The sequence below is a fragment of the Streptosporangium nondiastaticum genome (assembly GCF_003011965.1).
In the GTDB taxonomy this organism is placed as follows: Bacteria; Actinomycetota; Actinomycetes; order Streptomycetales; family Streptomycetaceae; genus Streptomyces; species Streptomyces nondiastaticus.
In genome coordinates, this window is record NZ_PXWG01000067.1 from 1 (window position 1) to 19,619 (window position 19,619).

At 73.2% G+C, this 19,619-nt stretch carries 13 protein-coding genes; 7 read left to right on the forward strand and 6 right to left on the reverse strand.

Features of this window, described 5'->3' with window-relative positions; translation table 11 throughout:
• Both B7P34_RS22050 and B7P34_RS22055 read left to right on the forward strand, forming a co-directional pair.
• The coding region (locus B7P34_RS22050; RefSeq protein WP_223268097.1) for an ATP-binding SpoIIE family protein phosphatase at nucleotides 1-1,835 on the forward strand (1,835 nt) is incomplete at its 5' end.
• A 249-nt stretch (nucleotides 1,836-2,084) separates the two neighbouring features.
• The gene (locus B7P34_RS22055; RefSeq protein WP_106679051.1) at nucleotides 2,085-3,548 is read left to right on the forward strand and encodes a catalase; all 1,464 of its coding nucleotides are present in this window, start codon (nucleotides 2,085-2,087) and stop codon (nucleotides 3,546-3,548) included.
• A 13-nt stretch (nucleotides 3,549-3,561) separates the two neighbouring features.
• Here B7P34_RS22055 and B7P34_RS22060 read toward each other — a convergent pair whose 3' ends face one another.
• The 3 genes from B7P34_RS22060 to B7P34_RS22070 all read right to left on the reverse strand — a co-directional run bounded on the left by B7P34_RS22060 (nucleotide 3,562) and on the right by B7P34_RS22070 (nucleotide 10,927).
• Entirely contained in the window at nucleotides 3,562-5,817 is a 2,256-nt protein-coding gene (locus B7P34_RS22060; protein ID WP_106679053.1) for a protein kinase domain-containing protein, read from the reverse strand.
• A 9-nt stretch (nucleotides 5,818-5,826) separates the two neighbouring features.
• The gene (locus B7P34_RS22065; RefSeq protein WP_106679055.1) at nucleotides 5,827-8,559 is read right to left on the reverse strand and encodes a protein kinase domain-containing protein; all 2,733 of its coding nucleotides are present in this window, start codon (nucleotides 8,557-8,559) and stop codon (nucleotides 5,827-5,829) included.
• A gap of 103 nt (nucleotides 8,560-8,662) precedes the next feature.
• Nucleotides 8,663-10,927 (reverse strand): transglycosylase domain-containing protein, encoded by a 2,265-nt coding sequence (locus tag B7P34_RS22070; protein ID WP_106679057.1) that lies wholly within the window; start codon nucleotides 10,925-10,927, stop codon nucleotides 8,663-8,665.
• Nucleotides 10,928-11,165: 238 nt separating this feature from the next.
• On the opposite strand from B7P34_RS22070, the gene B7P34_RS22075 reads away from it, so the two are divergent.
• The 3 genes from B7P34_RS22075 to B7P34_RS22085 are packed head-to-tail and all read left to right on the forward strand — an operon-like array spanning nucleotide 11,166 to nucleotide 14,817.
• Nucleotides 11,166-11,690: a PadR family transcriptional regulator gene (locus B7P34_RS22075; RefSeq protein WP_106679059.1), complete on the forward strand. Its 525-nt coding sequence runs from the start codon at nucleotides 11,166-11,168 to the stop codon at nucleotides 11,688-11,690.
• Nucleotides 11,687-12,394, forward strand: coding sequence for an ABC transporter ATP-binding protein (locus tag B7P34_RS22080; protein WP_106679061.1), 708 nt, complete (start codon nucleotides 11,687-11,689; stop codon nucleotides 12,392-12,394). Before B7P34_RS22075 ends, B7P34_RS22080 begins: the two co-directional genes overlap by 4 nt.
• Nucleotides 12,391-14,817, forward strand: coding sequence for an FtsX-like permease family protein (locus B7P34_RS22085; protein ID WP_223268098.1), 2,427 nt, complete (start codon nucleotides 12,391-12,393; stop codon nucleotides 14,815-14,817). Before B7P34_RS22080 ends, B7P34_RS22085 begins: the two co-directional genes overlap by 4 nt.
• A gap of 55 nt (nucleotides 14,818-14,872) precedes the next feature.
• Here the strand turns inward: B7P34_RS22085 and B7P34_RS22090 are convergent, their stop codons facing one another.
• A complete protein-coding gene (locus B7P34_RS22090; RefSeq protein WP_106679063.1) occupies nucleotides 14,873-15,853 on the reverse strand; it encodes a hydrogen peroxide-inducible genes activator in 981 nt (326 codons plus the stop codon).
• Nucleotides 15,854-15,988: 135 nt separating this feature from the next.
• Between B7P34_RS22090 and B7P34_RS22095 the strand changes: the two genes are divergently transcribed.
• On the forward strand, nucleotides 15,989-16,543 hold the full coding sequence (locus B7P34_RS22095; RefSeq protein WP_030367520.1) for a peroxiredoxin: 555 nt from the start codon (nucleotides 15,989-15,991) through the stop codon (nucleotides 16,541-16,543).
• A gap of 11 nt (nucleotides 16,544-16,554) precedes the next feature.
• Entirely contained in the window at nucleotides 16,555-17,094 is a 540-nt protein-coding gene (locus tag B7P34_RS22100; RefSeq protein WP_106679065.1) for an alkyl hydroperoxide reductase, read from the forward strand.
• A gap of 66 nt (nucleotides 17,095-17,160) precedes the next feature.
• Here B7P34_RS22100 and B7P34_RS22105 read toward each other — a convergent pair whose 3' ends face one another.
• Nucleotides 17,161-18,618 (reverse strand): AI-2E family transporter, encoded by a 1,458-nt coding sequence (locus B7P34_RS22105; protein ID WP_106679067.1) that lies wholly within the window; start codon nucleotides 18,616-18,618, stop codon nucleotides 17,161-17,163.
• A gap of 150 nt (nucleotides 18,619-18,768) precedes the next feature.
• The gene (locus B7P34_RS22110; RefSeq protein WP_223268099.1) at nucleotides 18,769-19,461 is read right to left on the reverse strand and encodes a transglycosylase SLT domain-containing protein; all 693 of its coding nucleotides are present in this window, start codon (nucleotides 19,459-19,461) and stop codon (nucleotides 18,769-18,771) included.
• Between the last annotated feature and the right edge of the window lie 158 nt (nucleotides 19,462-19,619).

Sequence of the window (19,619 nt, forward strand, 5' to 3'; positions counted from 1 at the left end):
AAGACGCCGACGGCGCACGCTCCGCCACGGCGAGCGCCCCGGACACCGGCAAGCACGGCGGCCCGGGCGGCCCGGCCCCTCGGGCGGAAAGCGCCTCCGGCGCCTCCGGACACCCCGGCGGCGGCGAGCGCCTGCGGTTCGTCGGGGCCGCCACGCGGCGGATCGCCCGCGGGATCGACCTGGACGAGATCGTGCTCGGGCTGTGCCGGGCCACCGTGCCGACGTTCGCCGACGCCATCCTCGTCTACCTGCGCGACCCGCTGCCGGTCGGCGACGAGCGGCCCGTCGGCCCCGTCGTGCTGCGGCTGCGCCGCACCGACCAGCTGCCCGAGCACGTGCGCGGCGCGGGCGAGGGCGACGCCGCGGACCCCGGCGCCGAGCGCCCCGAGCCCGTGCCGGACCTCGCCGGCGCCGCCGCCGAGCGCTGCGAGGTGCGCATAGGGGGGCCGCTCGCGGAGGTGCTGCGGGGCGTCAGACCGGTCTTCGGGGACTCCTCCGCCGCGCGGGCGGCCCTTCCCGAGCTGCTGGGCGACGAGCGTCCGGTCCCGGACCGGCAGCGCACGATCCTGGCGCCGCTGCGGGGGCGGCGCCGGGTGATCGGCGCCGCGGTGTTCGTCCGCCGCCCGGACCGGGCCGCGTTCGAGAACGACGACCTCCTGGTGGCGGCGCAGCTGGCCACCCACACCGCCCTGGGCGTCGACAAGGCCGTGCTCTACGGCCGCGAGGTGTACATCGCGGACGAACTGCAGCGCACGATGCTGCCCGACTCCCTCCCCCAGCCGACCGGCGTCCGGCTCGCCAGCCGCTACCTGCCGGCCGCCGAGACGGCCCGCGTCGGCGGCGACTGGTACGACGCGATCCCCCTGCCGGGCAACCGCGTGGCCCTCGTCGTCGGCGACGTCATGGGCCACTCCATGACCTCCGCCGCGATCATGGGCCAGCTGCGCACGACCGCGCAGACCCTGGCGGGCCTCGACCTGCCCCCGGCCGAGGTGCTGCACCACCTGGACGAACAGGCCCAGCGCCTCGGCTCGGACCGCATGGCCACCTGCATGTACGCGGTGTACGACCCGGTCGCGCACCGCATCGTGATCGCCAACGCGGGTCATCCGCCGCCGATACTGCTGCACCGCGGCGGCCGCGCGGAGGTCCTGCGCGTCCCGCCGGGCGCGCCGATCGGCGTGGGCGGGGTCGACTTCGAGGCCGTGGAGCTGGACGCGCCCGCGGGGGCGACGTTACTGCTCTACACCGACGGCCTGGTGGAGTCGCGGCTGCGGGACGTGTGGACCGGCATCGAGCAGCTGCGCGAGCGGCTGATCGAGACGGCCCGGCTGACCGGTCCGAACCCGCCGCCGCTGGAGCCCCTGTGCGACGAGGTGCTGGGCATGCTCGGCCCGGGCGACCGGGACGACGACATCGCCCTGCTCGCGGCCCGCTTCGAGGGCATCGCGCCCAGCGACGTCGCGTACTGGTTCCTGGACCCGCGCCCGCAGACGGCCCGCCAGGCGCGCCGGCTCGCCCGCCGCGCGCTGACCCGCTGGGGCCTGGAGGAGCTCACGGACGCCGTGGAACTGCTGGTCAGCGAGGTGATCACAAACGCCGTGCGGTACGCCGAGCGGCCGATCACGCTGCGCCTGCTGCGCACGGACGTGCTGCGCTGCGAGGTCGGCGACGACGTGCCGCAGCTGCCGCGGCTGCGGCAGGCCCGCCCGTCGGACGAGGGCGGCCGCGGGCTGTACCTGGTCAACCGGCTGGCCCGGCGGTGGGGCGCGACCCGGCTGAGCACGGGCAAGGTGGTGTGGTTCGAACTGGCGCTGCCGTCGCACGCGCGGTGACGCCCTGACGCCCCCGGTGACGCCTCGGCGATTCGCCCGGGGCGTCACCCGTACGCGGTGCGGTGATTCCCGGGGGCCACCCCCCGGACCCCCGGCCGGCAACGGCGCGCCCCCGGTTCACTCCTACGCGGTGAAATTCTGGACAGTGTCCAGACTGCTGTTGCCGACAACTCGTCGGCGGAGTTGACTTGCGAGGTGGAGGGCGGCACTGCCGCGCGCCCTCACCATCCCCGTACCGGGAGGCGTCCCATGACCGATTCGGCGCAGCAGACCCCGTACACCACGAACAACGTCGGCATCCCCGTGGAGAGCGACGAGCACTCGCTCACCATCGGCGACACCGGCCCCATCCTGCTCCAGGATCACTACCTGATCGAGAAGATGGCCCAGTTCAACCGGGAGCGGGTCCCCGAACGGGTGGTCCACGCCAAGGGCGGCGGCGCGTACGGCACCTTCCGCGTGACCAACGACGTCAGCCAGTACACCAAGGCGGACCTCTTCCAGCCGGGCCGCAGCACGGAGATGCTGGCCCGCTTCTCCACCGTCGCGGGCGAGCAGGGCAGCCCCGACACCTGGCGCGACCCGCGCGGCTTCGCCCTGAAGTTCTACACCGAGCACGGCAACTACGACCTGGTCGGCAACAACACCCCGGTCTTCTTCGTCCGCGACCCGCAGAAGTTCCAGGACTTCATCCGCTCGCAGAAGCGCCGTCCCGACAACGGCCTCCGCGACAACGACATGCAGTGGGACTTCTGGACGCTCTCCCCCGAGTCCGCCCACATGGTCACGTGGCTGATGGGCGACCGCGGCGTCCCGCGCACCTGGCGGCACATGAACGGCTACGGCTCGCACACCTACCTGTGGGTCAACGGCGGCGGCCAGCGGTTCTGGATCAAGTACCACATCAAGACGGACCAGGGCATCGAGTTCTTCACCCAGGCGGAGGCCGACCGGATGGCGGCCGAGGACGCCGACTTCCACCGGCGCGACCTCTTCGACGCGATCAAGGGCGGCAACGCCCCGACGTGGACGATGTACGTCCAGGTGATGCCGTTCGACGACGCCCCGGACTACCGCTTCAACCCCTTCGACCTCACCAAGGTGTGGCCGCACGGCGACTACCCGCTGATCGAGGTCGGCCGGATGACGCTCGACCGCAACCCCGACGATTTCTTCGTCCACATCGAGCAGGCCGCCTTCGAGCCGTCCAACCTGGTGCCGGGCATCGGCCCGTCGCCCGACAAGATGCTGCTGGGCCGGCTCTTCTCCTACCCGGACACGCACCGCTACCGCATCGGCCCGAACTACACGCAGCTCCCGCCGAACCGCGCGCACTCGTCCGTCAACTCGTACGCGAAGGACGGCCCGATGCGCTACGAGCCGGCGAACGTCGCCCGCCCGTACGCCCCCAACTCCTACGGCGGCCCCGCGGCCGACACCCACCGCTTCGGCGACGTCGCCGGCTGGTACGCGGCGGGCGAGATGGTCCGCGAGGCGTACAAGCTGCACCGCGAGGACGACGACTGGGGCCAGGCGGGCACGATGGTCCGCAAGGTCCTCGACGACGCCGCGCGCGACCGCCTCGTCTCCAACGTGGCCGGGCACGTCAGCAACGGCGTGAGCAAGCCGGTGCAGGAGCGGGCCCTGCAGTACTGGCGCAACATCGACAAGGAGGTCGGCGACCGCATCGCCACCAAGGTCAACGGCGGCTGACCGCCCCGCGTCCTCAGGGGGCGTAGCCGGAGAGGACGGTGCCGTCGGGGTAGGCGAGGAAGACCGCCTGCCCCACGGCCAGGGCCTGCGGCACCCGCCGGGACTTCGACCAGTCGTGGCCGCCGTATCTCTTGCCCTCGCCGAGTTGCGTCCCGCGGTCGACGGCGTACGCGTAGAGCTGGTCGTCCGTGACGATCAGGGCGCGGTCTCCGCCGAGCACGGGCAGGGTGTCCTTGAGGGCGTCCGCCCACAGCCGCTCCCCGGAGGCGAGGTCGTAGCCGGCGAGTTCCCGGTCGCCCTGGAGGACGAGCACACCGCGGTCCCCGACGACGGGCGGCGCGGTGACGCGCATGTCGGGGGCCAGCACCGTGCGCGGCTCCAGGGTGCGCGCGTCGAGGACCTTGACGCCGAGGTCGCCGTTGAGCGCGCACAGCAGGGCGTCCTTGTGCGCGAGGGACATGGCGCACATGAGGCCCGGGCGGCGGGCGGCCTCCTTGCCGTCGCGGGTTGCGAAGGCGTACGTGGTGGTGGTCGACGACAGGTAGAGCCTGTCGCCGTGCACGAGCAGGGTGCCGCCGAGGTCGGTCTTCTGCTCCGTCTGCCACAGCTGCTCGTGGCCGGCGTCGGCGCGGTGGGCCGTCATGCGGGTGCCGGGCTCGTCGCCGTCGTTGCTCCAGACGGCGTAGAGGACGCCGCCGGACAGCTCCATCGTGCTCAGGAAGGTGCCGGCCGGTGCCGCGATCGACCAGCGCGGTCGTCCGCCGGCGGAGTCGACGGCGGTGATGCCGCGGCCCTGGGGGACGTACGCGATGCCGTCGGCGACGCCGGGGGCGGGCATCGCGGCCTTCGCGCCTCCCTCGGCGGGGACGCTCCACAGCCGTTTGCCCGTGGCCGCGTCCAGTGCGGTGGCGCCGCCGGCGGCCGTGCCGCAGACCAGGGCGGGGCCGGTGAGGGCGCAGGCGGTCGCCCCCACGTCCAGGCGGGTGTTCCACGGTGCCCAGCCGGCCGGCCGGGCCGACCGGTCCTGCGCGGCACGGCCGAACTCGCCGCTGTGCCCGGCGTTGCCGTACGGCAGGACGACGCGCGCGGCCTTCGCTCCGGAAGCGGCCGGGGCGGCCCCCGCCGCCGCGGCGTCCCGGCCCTTGTCCCCACCTCCGGTGAGCTGGGGAAACGCGACCGCCGCCCCGATCGCCGCGGCGGCCAGGAACGCGCCGGCGCCCGCCAGCACGGCTTTGCGGCGTGAGCGCCGCGGTGCGGGCCGCACGGGCGCGGCGGGGGCGTATCCCAGCTGGGTGGGGGCGTGCGGGACGGCCGGCTGATGCGCGGGCCGCGGCGGCGCGGCGGCCGCGGCGTACGACGGGGCCGAACCCGCCTCGTCCCGTACGGCGGCGGCCGCCGCCTCGTGCCCGGCGATCAGGGCCCGTACGCCGTCCGGCCACGGGCAGGGCTCGCCGGACAGCCGTCCGATCAGCTCCTGCGGCGTGGGGCGGCCGGCCGGGTCGAGGGCGAGGCAGGCGGACACCGTTCCGCGGAGCTGCTCGGGGAGCGCGGCGAGCGTGGCCGGGTCGGCCTCGGCGCGCGAGATGCGGTAGACGACGGCACCGAGCTCGTCGTCGTCGAACGGGCCGCGGCCCGTCGCGGCGAAGCACAGCACGGCGCCGAGACAGAAGACGTCGGTCGCGGCGACGACGGCGCGGCTGCCTTCGAGGTGTTCGGGCGCCATGAAGCCGGGCGTGCCGACGACGAGCCCTGTGGTGGTCAGGGCGGTGGCGTCGAAGGCCTGGGCGATGCCGAAGTCGATGAGCCGGGGGCCGTCCGCGGCGAGCAGGACGTTGCCCGGTTTGAGGTCGCGGTGCAGGACGCGGGCGGCGTGCACGTCGGCCAGCGCCCGCGCGAGGCCGGCGCCCAGGGCGCGCACGGCCCCGGCGGGCAGCGGGCCCGTCCGGGCGACGGCCTCGGCCAGCGAGGGGCCCGCGACGTACTCGGTCGCGAGCCACGGCAGGGCGGCGTCGGCGTCGCCGTCCACGAGAGCGGCCGCGTACGGGCTGCGGACGGCCCGTGCGGCGTCGATCTCGCGGCGGAAGCGGGTCCGGAACTCGTCGGTCAGGTCGAGGTCCTGACGGACCGTCTTGACCGCGACGAGCCCGGGGGCGGCGGCGCCGTCCGTGCGGCGCGCGAGGTACACCTCGCCCATGCCGCCCGCGCCCAGCGTGCCCAGCAGGCGGTACGGGCCCGCCGTGCGCGGCGGCCCGGTGAGTGGTTCCAGCACGGTGTTCCCCTAGCGCGGCAGCTCGACCGAGCGGATGGCGCCCTGGTCGTAGACGATGTGGACGACGCCGCCGGCGGGCAGGGCGATGGGCGCCCGGACGGACTTGGCGATGTCGATGCCGTTCTTCTTGTCGTAGGCGGGCTCCGTCCGGTCGCCGGGGGCGCCCTCGACCGGCGTCCTGATCACCTTCTTGCCGCCGAAGGGCAACTGGTGGAGGGCGTCGTTGGAGGCGTACAGCAGCTGGTCGCCCACGATCAGCGGCGCGGACACCAGGACCCTGGCGGGCAGCCCCGGCGACACCGGGACCGGGCGGAACGTGGTCAGGGCGCCGCCGGTGCGGTCGTTGACGACCACTGCCGGACCCTTGTCGTCCGTCCCGGCGAACACCTTGTCGTTCACCGCCGTGACGTGCAGGCCCTGCGCGCTGGTCACGCCCTTCAGGGGCGTGTCCGCGCCCGGGGCGAGCGTGCGGGCGTCGAGGCGGTGCATGGTCAGGCGGTCGCCCTCGTGCTCGCCGCACAGCACGGAGCCGCCCTGGATGAGGATCTCGCTGCAACCGCCCGCGACGGGCTCGCTCTCCCCGCGCTCGGCGCCGGTCGCCGCGTCGTAGGCGCTCACGCCGCGCTCGGAGCGGGCGTAGACGGTCCCGTCCTTGGCGGCCACGGGTGCGAAGTCCTGCCGGAAGGCGCGGGCGAGCTGCACGCTGGCGAGGCGCTTGTGCCACAGTTCGCGGCCGTCGGAGAGGTCGTAGGCGTGCAGGTCGTAGCCCTGGCCGGACACTTCCGCGCCGACGAAGGCACGGCCGTCCACGACGAGGGGCTTGCCTCTGAAGGCGCCGGCGCCTTCAGGGCTCTTCTCCCAGCGCACCTTGCCGCTCGCCGCGTCCCGGGCCTGGATCCGGCCCGCGGCCGCGACGACGGCCGTGCCGCTGCCCACTGCGGGCGGCAGGCCGCCACCGGGGATCATGACCAGGCCCGTGGGGCTGATCATGGCCGTGGTCCCGGTCTCCTCCGGCCTCTCGACGGGGTCGTACCGCCAGAGTGGCTTGCCGTCCTTCACCGCGACGGCCTCGTAGGAGCCGTCCACGAGCTGGCAGACGAGGGCGGTGGCGTCGGCGGCGCAGCCGAGCGGGCCCTTGGACAGCTTGCCGGACCACGCGTGCCAGCCGGCGGGGCGGGCGGCGCCGGACGCCGGGAGCGCGCCCGCGCCGTCGGGGCCGCCGTTCTCGTCGACGCCGTCCGGCCCGGTCGCGGGAGCCTTGCCGGCCGCGGCGGCTTCCGGCTTCCCGTCGGCGCCGCCGTCGTCGGGGCGGGTGCCCTGATAGACGCCGAAAACGACCGCGGCACCGACGGCGCAGGCGGCCAGCCCGGCGAGCGCGACCTTGACCGCGGTACGGGGGCGGCTTCGGGGCGACGCCTGGACCGCGCGGGGGTGCGGGGTGCCGCCCATCGTGGGCAGGTCGTGCGGGTACGCGGCGGCGGGCATCGGCGGCACGGCACCCGCCCCGACCCCGGCGGGCACCGCCGGATACCCCGCCGGGGGCTGATCGCCGTCGCGGCGGGAGGGAGCGCCCGGCACCGGTGCCACCCCCTCAACGTCCGCCGATCCGAGCCCGCCGCCACGGCGCTCGACCCCCGCGGCGGAGCCCGGCGGTGCCGTACGCACATCAGGCCCGCCCGGCACCGCCGAATACCCCGGCAGGGGCTGATCGCCGTCGCGGCGGGGGGAAGTGGCGGGCCCCGCCGATCCATGTGCGCCGCCATGGCCCGCAACCCCGGCAGCCGAGCCCAACTGCACCGTACGCGGATCAGGCCCGCCCGCCGCCGCAGGCCCCCGCGCCGCCCCGAGGCCCCGCGTCGTCGTGAAGTCCGCCGTCGCGCGGTCGCTCGCGATGCGGTCGCGGATTGGTCGCGGCCAGCCGAAGTCGCCCTCGCGGGGGGCGCCGAAGCGGGCTGTCAGGGCCTGCGTGCCCGGGCGGTCCGCGGGGTCGGGACGGAGGCAGTCCGTGAGGATGTCGCGGAGAGGGGCCGGGACGGACGTCAGGTCGGCCTTCGCCTGCGAGACGCGGTGGAGGACCGCGGCGAGGGGCCCGTCGCCGAAGGGGTCCTCGCCGGTCGCGGCGTAGCAGAGCACGGACGCGAGGCAGAAGACGTCGGACGCGGCGACGACGTGCCGGCCGCCCCGGAGGTGTTCGGGGGACATGAAGCCGGGCGTGCCGACCATGAGCCCCGTACCGGTCAGGGTCGTGGCGTCGGGCGCGCGGGCGACGCCGAAGTCGATGAGCCGGGGGCCGTCGGCGGCGAGCAGGACGTTGCCCGGCTTGAGGTCGCGGTGGAGCGCGGGCGCGGCGTGGACGGCGTGGAGGGCCCGTACGAGGTGGGCGCCGAGGGCGAGGACGGTGCCGGCGGGGAGGGGGCCGGCGAGGCGTACGGCTTCGGCGAGCGTGGGCCCGGGCACGTACTCGGTGGCGAGCCACGGCGGGTCGGCGTCGGCGTCGCCGCCGGTCAGCCGGGCGACGTGGGGGCTGTCGACGGACCGGGCGACGGCGATCTCGCGCCGGAAGCGGGCGCGGAAGCCGGGTTCGCCGGCGAGGGCGGCGCGGACGGTCTTGAGGGCGACGGTGCCTTCGGGGCCGCGGGCGAGGTGGACGTCGCCCATGCCGCCGGAGCCGAGCCGGGCGAGGAGTTCGTAGGGTCCGATCCGCCGTGGCGTCGTCTCCCGCAGCGGTTCCAGCGCGGCCATGCTTCGAGTCCCCCCGGACAACTCAGGTACCGAGGTACCAGAAACCCCGGCCGCTCACCCTACACAGAGGGTGAGTGGCCGGGGCCGGGTGGCTGACGCAACCTCAGTTGCGGATCGGCTGGCGGTTCCCGTTGGGCTCCAGCCCGCCGCCGCCGGTGGGCGGCACCGGCGGGCTCGGCGGCTTGCTGCTCGGGGTGACCGGCGGGACCGGCGGCCGCGAGGACGGGGGCGGCGACGAGGGCTCGCGGGACGGGCTCCGCGAGGTCGACGGCGACGGCGGCTGCGAGGACCGCGAGGGCGCCGGCGACGGGCTGTGCGACGCGGGCGCGGAGGGGCTGGACGAGGCGGGCGGGCCGGGGATGGCCGGGACCGTGGTGCTCATGTCCGTGTCGAGGTCGAACTCCTCGGGGTCCGAGCCCTGGAGCGCGTCGGCGGTGTAGGCCGCCCAGATCCTGGCCGGGTACGTGCCACCGTTGACGCGGCCGTTGCCGCCGGTGCCCTTGAGGGTGACCTGCTTGCCGCCCTCTCCCTCGCCGAAGAGGCCGACGGCGGTGACGAGGTCGGGGGTGTAGCCGGTGAACCAGGCGGACTTGTTGTCGTCGGAGGTGCCGGTCTTGCCCGCGACCTGGCGGCCGACGCTCTGCACGACGGAGGCCGTGCCGTCGTCGACCACGCCCTTGAGGACGGTGGTGACGCCGTCGGCGGTGTTGCGCGAGATCGCGTCGCCGCCGACGGGGTTGTCGAGCGACAGGTCCTTGCCGTTCTGGGAGGCCGACTTGATGATCGAGGGCGTGACCTTCTTGCCGTGGTGGGCGAGGGTCGCGTAGACGCCGGCCATGTGCAGCGGGCTGTTGCCCATGGAGCCGAGCGACATGGCGGGCTTCTCGACGAAGTCCTTGACCTTGCCGTTCATGCCCATGTCGACGGCGGTCTTCTTGACCTCGGGCAGGCCGACGTCGATGGCCATCTGCGCGAAGACGGAGTTGACCGAGTCGTTCATGGCCTTCTGCACGGGGATCATGCCGTGCGAGTAGCCGTCCTCGTTCTCCGGGGCGAAGTGCTCCTGGGTGCCGGTGACCGGGCGCTCGGAGGTGGAGTCGTAGAGCGTGCCGGCGTTGATCCGCACCTTGTTCTGGGTGGTGGACTTGTTCTCCAGCGCCGACGCGAAGATCAGCGGCTTGAAGGTCGAGGCGACCTGGTAGTCCTCGCGGGTGGCGTTGTTCGTCCAGTGCTGGAGGGCGTCGGTGCCGCCGTAGAGGGCGACGACCTTGCCGGTCTTCGGGTCGACGGAGGCGGCGCCGACCTGGACGTTCTTGTCGACCGCGCGGGCCTTGGGGTCGAGGTCGTCGAGGAGCTTGTCCTTGACGGCCTTCTCCAGGGCCTTCTGCTTCTTGTTGTCGATGCTGAGGCTGATCGTCCAGCCGCCGGCGTCGAGGTCGCTCTCGGGGCGGCCGTCCTTGACGAGCTTGCGGCGCATCTCGGCCTTGGCGGCCTCGATCAGGTAGCCGTTCTGGCCGGTGAGGCCCTTCTGGGCCGGCGGCTTGCCGGGCTCCTTGAACTGCATCGTGGCGCGCTTGTCCTTGTCGAGCCACTTCTGCTCGACCATTTTGTCCAGGACGTAGTTCCAGCGGGCCTTGGCGTTCTCCTTGCCCGCGGGGGTGGCCACCGTCCAGTCGTACTGGCTGGGGGCCTGGAGCAGCGCGGCGAGGTAGGCGCCCTCTTCGAGGGTGAGCTTGTCGACGTCCTTGTTGTAGTACGCGCGGGAGGCGGCCTGGATGCCGTAGGCGCCGCGGCCGTAGAAGCTGGTGTTCAGGTAGCCCGCGAGGATCTCCTCCTTGGACGTCTCCTTCTGCACCTTGAGGGAGATGACCAGTTCCTTCACCTTGCGGGTGACGGTCTGGCGCTGGTCCAGGTAGTAGTTCTTCACGTACTGCTGGGTGATGGTCGAACCACCCTGCTTGCCGCGGCCCATGAGGGTGTTGAGGACGCCTCGGGCGGTGCCGAAGACGTCGACGCCGGGGTCCGTGTAGAAGTTCTTGTTCTCGGCGGCGACGACGGCGTGCTGGACGTCGAGCGGGATCTTGTCGAGCGGGACTTCCTGGCGGTTCACGTCACCGCTCCGCGCGATGATCTTGCCTTCGGAGTCCTTGAAGATGTTGCTCTGCAGCTTGGCCTGGCTGTTGCCCTTGGGGACGTCCACGTACAGGTAGAGCGCCACGCAGGCTCCCGCCCCGAGAGCGATCAGCGCCACGAAGTAGGCGAGCAGCTTCTTCCATGTGAAGAAGCGTCGTATGCCGCTTTTCTTGGCCTTCTTGCCCTTTGCTGTGCGGGTGCTCTTCTGCGCCCGTCGCGCTTCCGCTCGGCCCATCTCTCCCGTAGCTCCAGTCTTTCCGCCCCCAACCCAGCTCATGAAGCTAACACCGCAACTGTCACCAAACGCCCATTGATCAAGGCTTTGGGGCACGTGACATACAGCACCCCGGCTGGCGGGAACCGGGCGCGGCGCAGTGCGGGAAACCGTACAGGGCGCCGGTTCCTTCAAGATCACGCCATCTGTACACCGTGGGTATACACACGATGTATACCCACGGTGTACAGTCCCCCGCATGTCCATCGGTCACACTCTGCTCGCGCTCCTGGAGTCCGGCCCGCGCCACGGCTACGACCTCAAGCGCGCTTTCGACGCCCGCTTCGGCCACGACCGCCCGCTCCACTACGGCCAGGTGTACGCGACGATGTCGCGCCTGCTGAAGAACGGCCTCGTGGAGGTCGACGGGATCGAGCACGGCGACGGCCCCGAACGCAAGCGCTACGCCATCACCGACGCCGGCATCACGGACGTGGGGCGCTGGCTCGCCGAGCCCGAGAAGCCCGAGCCGTACCTGCAGTCCGTCCTCTACACCAAGGTCGTCGTGGCCCTGCTGACCGGGCGCGACGCGGACTCCCTGCTGGACGCCCAGCGCACCGAGCACCTGCGGCTGATGCGCGAGCTCACCCGGCGCAAGGTGAGCGGCGACCTCGCGGACCAGCTGATCTGCGACCACGCCCTCTTCCATCTGGAGGCCGATCTGCGGTGGCTGGAAATCACCGCCGCCCGCCTCGACCAGCTGGCCGAGACGGTGCGGCCGTGAGCCGCTCCCCCGCGGCCCCGGCCGGCTCCCTGCTCGCCGCGGCCGGGCTGCACAAGGCGTACGGCCCCACGACCGCGCTGGCCGGCGCGGACTTCTCCGTCCACCCGGGCGAGGTCGTCGCCGTCATGGGCCCGTCGGGCTCCGGCAAGTCGACCCTGCTGCACTGCCTGGCCGGAATCGTCCGCCCCGACGCCGGCACGGTCCGCTACGGCGCGCGCGACCTGCCGAGCCTTTCCGACGCCGAGCGCAGCGCCGTGCGGCGCACCGAGTTCGGCTTCGTCTTCCAGTTCGGGCAGCTGGTGCCGGAGCTGACCTGCCTGGAGAACGTGGCGCTGCCGCTCCGGCTGAACGGCGTCAAGCGGAAGGCTGCCGAGCAGGAGGCCCTGCACCGGCTGGAGCAGCTGGAGGTCGCCGACGCCCGCGGGCAGCGGCCCGGCGAGATGTCCGGCGGCCAGAGCCAGCGCGTCGCCGTGGCCCGCGCCCTGGTGACCACCCCGCGCGTGATCTTCGCGGACGAGCCGACCGGCGCCCTGGACTCCCTCAACGGCGAGCGCGTCATGCGGCTGCTGACCGAGGCCGCGCGCGACACCCGCGCCGCGGTCGTCCTGGTCACCCACGAGGCGCGCGTCGCCGCGTACGCGGACCGCGAGGTCGTCGTACGGGACGGGCGGGCGCGCGACATGGCGGGGGTGGGGCTGTCGTGACCGCACGGAACGACGACGAGCAGGGCGCCCCCCGCCCCGGCCGCGGCCCCGCCGACCGGCCCGGCGGGCCCACCGGCGCCGCCGCCTGGCTCCGTGACCTGCGCATGGGCGCGCGCTTCACCGTCGCGGGCGGTCGCGAGGGCCTGCTGCGCGCGGTGCTCACCGCGCTGGCCGTCGGTCTCGGCGTGGCCGTGCTGGCGATCGCGGCGTCCGTGCCGACGCTGCTGGACGAGCGCGACCGGCGCGCGGCGGCCCGCCAGGTCGACGCGCCGCTGGAGTTCGAGCGGCCGGGCCACGAACTGCGCAGGAGCGGCAGCACGCTCGTGTACCGCGACGCCGGCACCGACTTCCGCGACAAGAAGGTCGGCGGCGCGCTGCTGCGCCCCGAGGGGGACGGCGCCCCGGTGCCGCCCGGAGTGACGGATCTGCCCCGGCCGGGCGAGATGGTCGTCTCCCCCGCCCTCGGCAGGCTCCTCGGCTCCGAGGCCGGGAAGCTCCTGCGCGAGCGGCTCCCGTACAAGACCGTGGGCACCATCGCCCCCGCGGGCCTCATCGGCCCCAGCGAGCTCTTCTTCTACGCGGGTGACGGCCGTCTCGCACCGGGCGACGGCGCCGTGCGCATCGACCGCTTCGGCGACGACGTGCCCGGCCTGCCCACGGACGGCGAGCTGATCGTCCTGATCGCCCTCGGATGCGTGATCCTGCTGCTCCCGGTCGGCGTCTTCATCTCGGCCGCCGTCCGGTTCGGCGGCGAGGGCCGGGACCGGCGGCTGGCGGCCCTGCGGCTGGTCGGCGCGGACGGCGCCACGGCCCGGCGGATCGCGGCCGGCGAGGCCCTGTGCGGCGCGCTGCTCGGCCTGCTCGCCGGCGCCGGAATCTTCCTCTTCGCCCGCCGGTTCGCCACCCACGTCACCGTCCGCGACGTCACCCTCTTCCCCTCGGACGTCACCCCGAGCCCCGCACCGGCCGCGCTGATCGCCGTCCTCGTGCCCGTACTGACCGTCGTGGTGACGCTGTCCGCGCTGCGCCGCGTCGCCATCGAGCCGCTCGGGGTCGTCCGCGGCGCGCCCACGCGGCGGCGCAGGCTGTGGTGGCGGCTGCTGATCCCCGCCGTGGGCCTGGCGCTGCTGGTCCCGGGCACGGTGGTGGCCGTCCGGAGTCCCTTCTACGGGCCGGTCGAGGCGGCCCTGGTCGCCGCGGGCGCGGCGCTGCTGCTGATCGGCATCGCCGCGGTCCTGCCGTGGCTGATCGAGGCGTGCGTGGCCCGGCTCCGGGGCGGGCCGCTGCCCTGGCAGCTGGCGACGCGGCGGCTGCAGGCCTGCAGCGGCACGGCCGCGCGGGCGGTCAGCGGCATCACCGTCGCCGTGGCCGGGGCGATCGCCGTCCAGATGGTGCTCTCCGGCATGCAGAGCGGCCACGACAGGCCCGGCGGGAGCGTCGCGAGCTGGTCGCATGTGAAGGCCTCGTACCGCCCGGGCACGCCCGAGGAGATCACCGCGTACACGAAGGCTTTCAAGGCCACGCCCGGCGTGCAGGACGCCGTCGCGTTCGTGGAGCAGTACGCGAACGTCCCGGGCAGGCGGCACGACGTCACCACGGTGCACGTCGCCGACTGCTCCGTCCTGCGCACGCTGGCCAGGATCGGCCCGTGCCGCGACGGCGACGTCTTCGTGGCCCAGGAGAAGGGTGGCGACGTCCCGACCGCCGGCCGCTTCCCGCCGGGCACCGCCCTGGAGATGGACGGCTTCGAGCGGGCGAAGGAGCGCGGAACTCCCGCTTACCGGTGGACCGTTCCGGCGTCCGCGCGGATCGTGGAAACCCTCCCCGGGCCCACCGGAGACCACCAGTTCGGCGTGCTGGCCACTCCTTCCGCCATCGACACCCGGGCGATCCCGGACGCCAGGACGACCGTGCTGGCCCGGGTCGACCCCGAGGACCGCGAGGACTCCGTCGAGCGGTTCCGCAACACCGCCGCCGCCATCGACCCGGGCATGCGGGTGTGGCGCATGGGCGGCGTGGTGAAGGAGAACCACCTGGCGGCCGTCGAGGAGGGGCTGACGATCGGCGCCGTGTGCGTGCTCGCGCTGATCGCGGTGAGCATGCTCGTCGGCACGCTGGAGCAACTGCGCGAGCGCAGGAGCGCGTTGTCCGTGCTCGTGGCCTGCGGCACCGGCCGGGCGACGATCGGCTGGTCGGTGCTGTGGCAGACCGCGGTCCCCGTGGCGCTGGGCATGGCGCTGGCCGTCGGGTTCGGCCTCGGTCTGGGGCGGCTGCTGCTCGCCCTGCTCGGCGAGCGGGTACGGGACTGGTTCGCGTTCGTCCCCCTGATCGGTGCGGGCGCGGGCATGATCATCCTGGTCACCGTGGCGTGCCTGCCCGCGCTGTGGCGGCTCACGCGGCCGGAGGGCCTGCGGACCGAATAGCGTTCCGGGCGACCCCCGGGGACCGGTCCCCAACCGGCCCCCGGGGGCTGCCCGTTCACTGCACCGTGACGCGCACCGGCAGCTTCCGCAGCTCCTTGCGGAGCGCCTCGGCGAACTGCCCGAACTCCTCCTGCCGCGCGGCGCCCGTCCGCATCGCCAGGGCGATCCTGCGCGAGGGCACCGGATCCGCGAACGAGCCCGTGGCGAGCTGGACGTTGCGCTCGGTCTCGACGCGCAGGGCTGTGCGCGGCAGCAGGGTGACGCCCATGCCGCCGCCGACGAGCTGGACGAGCGTGGACAGCCCGGCGGCGCTGGTCGTGCCCAACGCCCCTGAGGTGCGGCCCACTTCGCGGCAGATGTCGAGGGCCTGGTCCCGCAGGCAGTGCCCCTCGTCGAGGAGGAGCAGGTCGAGCTCGCGCAGCGCCTCGCGCGGGATGTCGCCGCGCCCGGCCAGCCAGTGGTCGCGGGGCATGACGAGTACGAAGTCCTCGTCGAAGAGGGGCAGTTCGGTGATGCCGGGAACGCCGAGCGGCACGGCGAGCAGCAGCAGGTCGAGCCGGCCCTGGGTGAGCCCGTCGAGCAGCGAGGACGTCTGCTCCTCGTGGACCTGCAGGTCGAGATCGGGGTAGGCGTCGTGAACCAGGCGCAGGACCGTCGGCAGGAGGTACGGCGCGACGGTCGGGATCACCCCGAGGCGCAGGACGCCGGTGAAGGGCGCGCGGGCCGCGTCGGCCTCCTCCATGAGCGCGGCGACGGCGTCGAGGACGGTGCGGGCGCGGACGGCGAGACGCTCGCCCGCGGGGCTGAGCAGCACTTTCCTCGTCGTACGCTCGACGAGCTGGACGTCGAGGACCTCCTCCAAGGCGGAGACGGCCCCGGAGAGCGCGGGCTGGCTCATGCCGAGGGCCGTGGCGGCGTCGCGGAAGTGCAGGTGCTCGGCGACGGCGACGAAGGCCCTGAGCTGGGCGATGCTGGGCTGGCGGGGACGCCCGCTCCCCGGGCTCGTAGCGGCTGCGGCCACCGGTGCGGATGACATTTGATAAGCACCTCCGATCAACATCACCCAGTCTAGCTATTTCCGTTATCAATGGCTCCTGTGGCAGGGTTGCTCATGTCCAACCCCGAAGGAAACTCCTGTCACGGAGCTTCCTGCTCGCTGCAAGGAGAGCGCGTGCTCACTGTTGGTGACAAGTTCCCCGAGTTCGACCTGACCGCTTGTGTGGACCTCGACGCGGACAAGGCCTTCGCGCAGATCGACAACAAGACCCACGAGGGCAAGTGGAAGGTCGTCTTCTTCTGGCCCAAGGACTTCACCTTCGTCTGCCCGACCGAGATCGCCGCGTTCGGTCAGCTGAACGACGAGTTCGCCGACCGTGACGCCCAGATCCTCGGCGTCTCCGGCGACTCCGAGTTCGTCCACCACGCCTGGCGCAAGGACCACAAGGACCTCCGCGACCTGCCCTTCCCGATGCTGGCCGACGCCAAGCACGAGCTCATGCAGGCCTGCGGCGTCGAGGGCGAGGACGGCTACGCCCAGCGCGCCGTCTTCATCGTGGACCCGAACAACGAGATCCAGTTCGTCATGGTGACCGCCGGCTCCGTCGGCCGTAACCCCAAGGAGGTCCTCCGGGTCCTCGACGCCCTGCAGACGGACGAGCTGTGCCCCTGCAACTGGTCGAAGGGCGAGGAGACCCTCGACGCCGTCAAGCTCCTCGCGGGCGAGTGAGCTGATCTCCCATGGCGCTCGATGAACTGAAGTCCGCCATACCGGACTACGCCAAGGACCTGAAGCTCAACCTGGGCTCGGTCATCGGCAACTCCGACCTGCCGCAGCAGCAGCTGTGGGGCACCGTCCTCTCCTGCGCGATCGCGACCCGTTCGCCGATCGTGCTGCGCGAGCTGGAGCCGGTCGCCAAGGCCAACCTGTCGCCCGAGGCGTACACGGCCGCCAAGGCCGCCGCCGCGATCATGGCGATGAACAACGTCTACTACCGCACCCGGCACCTGCTGTCGGACCCGGAGTACGGCAACCTGCGCGCGGGCCTGCGGATGAACGTCATCGGCAACCCGGGTGTGGAGAAGGTCGACTTCGAGCTGTGGTCGCTGGCCGTCTCGGCCATCAACGGCTGCGGCCTGTGCCTCGACTCGCACGAGCAGGTCCTCCGCAAGGCGGGCGTCTCGCGCGAGACGATCCAGGAGGCGTTCAAGATCGCCGCGGTCCTGCAGGCCGCCGGCGCCACGCTGGACGCCGAGCAGGTCCTGGCGGACAACGCCTGATCCGCACCTCGCACGAAGAGCGGGCCCCGGACGTCACCGACGTCCGGGGCCCGCTCTCGTACGCGCTCAGCCCGCCGGTTCCCCCGGGGGCGGCGGCCCGTCCGGCGGCGCCGCGGCCAGGGCCTTGTCCCTGGTGAAGGCGCGGAGGTAGCCGACGACCGTATTGGTGACGGCGACCAGCGGGACGGCGACCACGGCACCGCCGATGCCCGCGATCAGGGAGCCCGCGACCACCGACAGGACCACCGCGAGCGGGTGGACGCGCACGGCGCGGCCGAGGATGAACGGCTGCAGGACGTGGCCCTCGATCTGCTGCACCGCGAGCACCACGATCAGCACCATCAGGGCCGTGAACACGTCCTTCGTCACCAGCGCCACGACCACCGCCAGCGCGCCGGAGACCACGGCGCCGACGAGCGGGACGAAGGCGAACAGGAAGATGAAGACCGCCAGCGGCACCGCGAGCGGCACCTTGAGGAAGAACAGCCCGATGCCGATGAAGATCGCGTCGATCAGGGCCACTATCACCGTGCCCCGCACGTAGGCCGTCAGCGTCGCCCACGCCCGCGGGCCCGCGCCCGCCACGCCCTCGCGCGCCGCCGCCGGGAACAGCTTCAGCAGCCACTCCCAGATGCGCGGCCCGTCGTAGAGCAGGAAGAGCGTGCTGAACATCGCCAGCAGGATGCCGGTCAGCACCTCCAAGATCACCTGGACGCCCTCTATGCCGGCGGAGGTGATGTCCTTGGTGTTGGCGCCGATGGCCGTGCTGAGGTTGTCGGCGATGTTGTTGATCTGCTTCTCGGTGACGTGGAACGGGCTGGTCAGCAGCCAGTGCTTCAGGTCCTTGATGCCCTGCTGCACCTGCCCGGACAGGTCGTCGAGGTTGTCCGTCACCTGCCACACCACGAACCAGCCGACCAGGCCCATGACGACGAAGCCGGAGATGAAGGTCATGACCGTGGCGAGCCCCCGGGGCACGCCGCGTCTCTTCAGCCAGGCGACGGTGGGCTGCAGCAGGGCGGTGATCAGCAGGCCGACGACGAAGGACAGCACCACCAGGCGGACGGCGCTGATCACCCGCATCAGCACCCAGAGGGTGCCGGCCAGGATCAGCAGCCGCCAGGCGACCTCGGCCGCGACCCGCACGCCCCAGGGGACGGCGGCGACGGGGTCGGGCCGCGCGGGGACGGCGGGTGCGTAGCCCGGCGGCGGCGGAACGTGGTCGCCCGCGGCGGGCGGGCCGCTGTGAGCGCGGCTGTCGGCCGCGTCGCCGGCGGATACGGGGTCGCCTGCGGCGGGCGCGGCGGAGGACAGTCCTCCGGCAGCGCCCGGGTCCGGGGCGGACGCCGCTCCGGACCAGCCGGAACGATTCGGCGGGGAGGTGCGTGCGGGGTCGGCGGCGTCGGCCCCGGGAGCGCCGGAGGCGGCTGTACCCTCCGCCTCGGCCGAGCGCTCCTCAAGGCGACGGGCGAGGCGGGTCAGACCCGCCCCCGCACCACCGACCCATCGTGGCAATCTGGACATTTCTCTTCCTCTACCCCCACTCCCCCGTGGCCAGGGTGAACGTTACCCGGGCCGCGTTGCCGGGGAAGACGGCGCGAGCCCCCGGTCTGGTTGAGACCGGGGGCTCGTCCGCACGGGGAAGTGACCGGCGTTACCGTCGGTCGCCGCGCCCTAGTACCACTGGTTGGCCTGCCAGAACGACCAGGCGCCGCAGGGGCTGCCGTAGCGCTCGTTCATATAGCCGAGGCCCCACTTGATCTGGGTGGCGGGGTTGGTCCGCCAGTCGGCGCCGGCCGAGGCCATCTTGGTGCCGGGCAGCGCCTGGACGAGGCCGTAGGCGCCGGAGGACGCGTTGGTCGCGGTGTAGTCCCAGGTGCTCTCGTTGTTCACGATGTTGCTGAAGCACTGGAACTGGTCGCCGGGGACCATGGAGCGGGCCATCGCCTGGACTTCGGCGACGGAGTAGGAGCTCTTGGCGGGGAAGGACGAGGCGTCGCGGGTGGCGGAGCGGGAGCTGATCTGCTCCTTCTCCTCCTTCTCGCGCTCCTTGGCCTTCTCCTCGGCCTCCTTCTTCTTGGCGGCCTCGTCCGCGGCTTCCTTCTTCGCCGTGGCGTCCTCGGCGGCCTGCTTGCGCGCGGCCTCCTCGGCGTCCTTCTTGGCGGCGGTCTCGGCGGCCTCGGACTGCGTGTCCGCCTGCTGGGTCAGGGAAGCGGCCTGTGCCCGGACGTTCTGTCCTGCGGGGATGTCCGCGAGGAGCGTCGTGTCCGCTGCGGTCGCCTCGACCCGGTCGGTCGCGCCCTGGTCATGGCCTGCAGCGACACCTACGACGGCGCCGACGGTGGTGACCGCGGTGGCGGATGCCACGGCGAATCCCCGGACCGAAATCCGGCTCACACGTTTTCCTTCCAGCATCGCCCGCACGGGTGACCTACGCGAGCGCGATCGTGCCCCTGGCGCTGGCCTCCGTAACGGTCACGGGAGGCACGGGCCCGTGGGGCCTCCCGCGAGGGAGGTCCGCGTGT

Excerpts from the sequence above, each read along its gene's own strand:
- B7P34_RS22055 (WP_106679051.1), top strand. The coding sequence starts at position 2,085 with ATGACCGATTCGGCGCAGCAGACCCCGTACACCACGAACAACGTCGGC.
- B7P34_RS22065 (WP_106679055.1), bottom strand. The coding sequence starts at position 8,559 with ATGGCCGCGCTGGAACCGCTGCGGGAGACGACGCCACGGCGGATCGGA.
- B7P34_RS22070 (WP_106679057.1), bottom strand. The coding sequence starts at position 10,927 with ATGGGCCGAGCGGAAGCGCGACGGGCGCAGAAGAGCACCCGCACAGCA.
- B7P34_RS22075 (WP_106679059.1), top strand. The coding sequence starts at position 11,166 with ATGTCCATCGGTCACACTCTGCTCGCGCTCCTGGAGTCCGGCCCGCGC.
- B7P34_RS22090 (WP_106679063.1), bottom strand. The coding sequence starts at position 15,853 with ATGTCATCCGCACCGGTGGCCGCAGCCGCTACGAGCCCGGGGAGCGGG.
- B7P34_RS22100 (WP_106679065.1), top strand. The coding sequence starts at position 16,555 with ATGGCGCTCGATGAACTGAAGTCCGCCATACCGGACTACGCCAAGGAC.
- B7P34_RS22105 (WP_106679067.1), bottom strand. The coding sequence starts at position 18,618 with ATGTCCAGATTGCCACGATGGGTCGGTGGTGCGGGGGCGGGTCTGACC.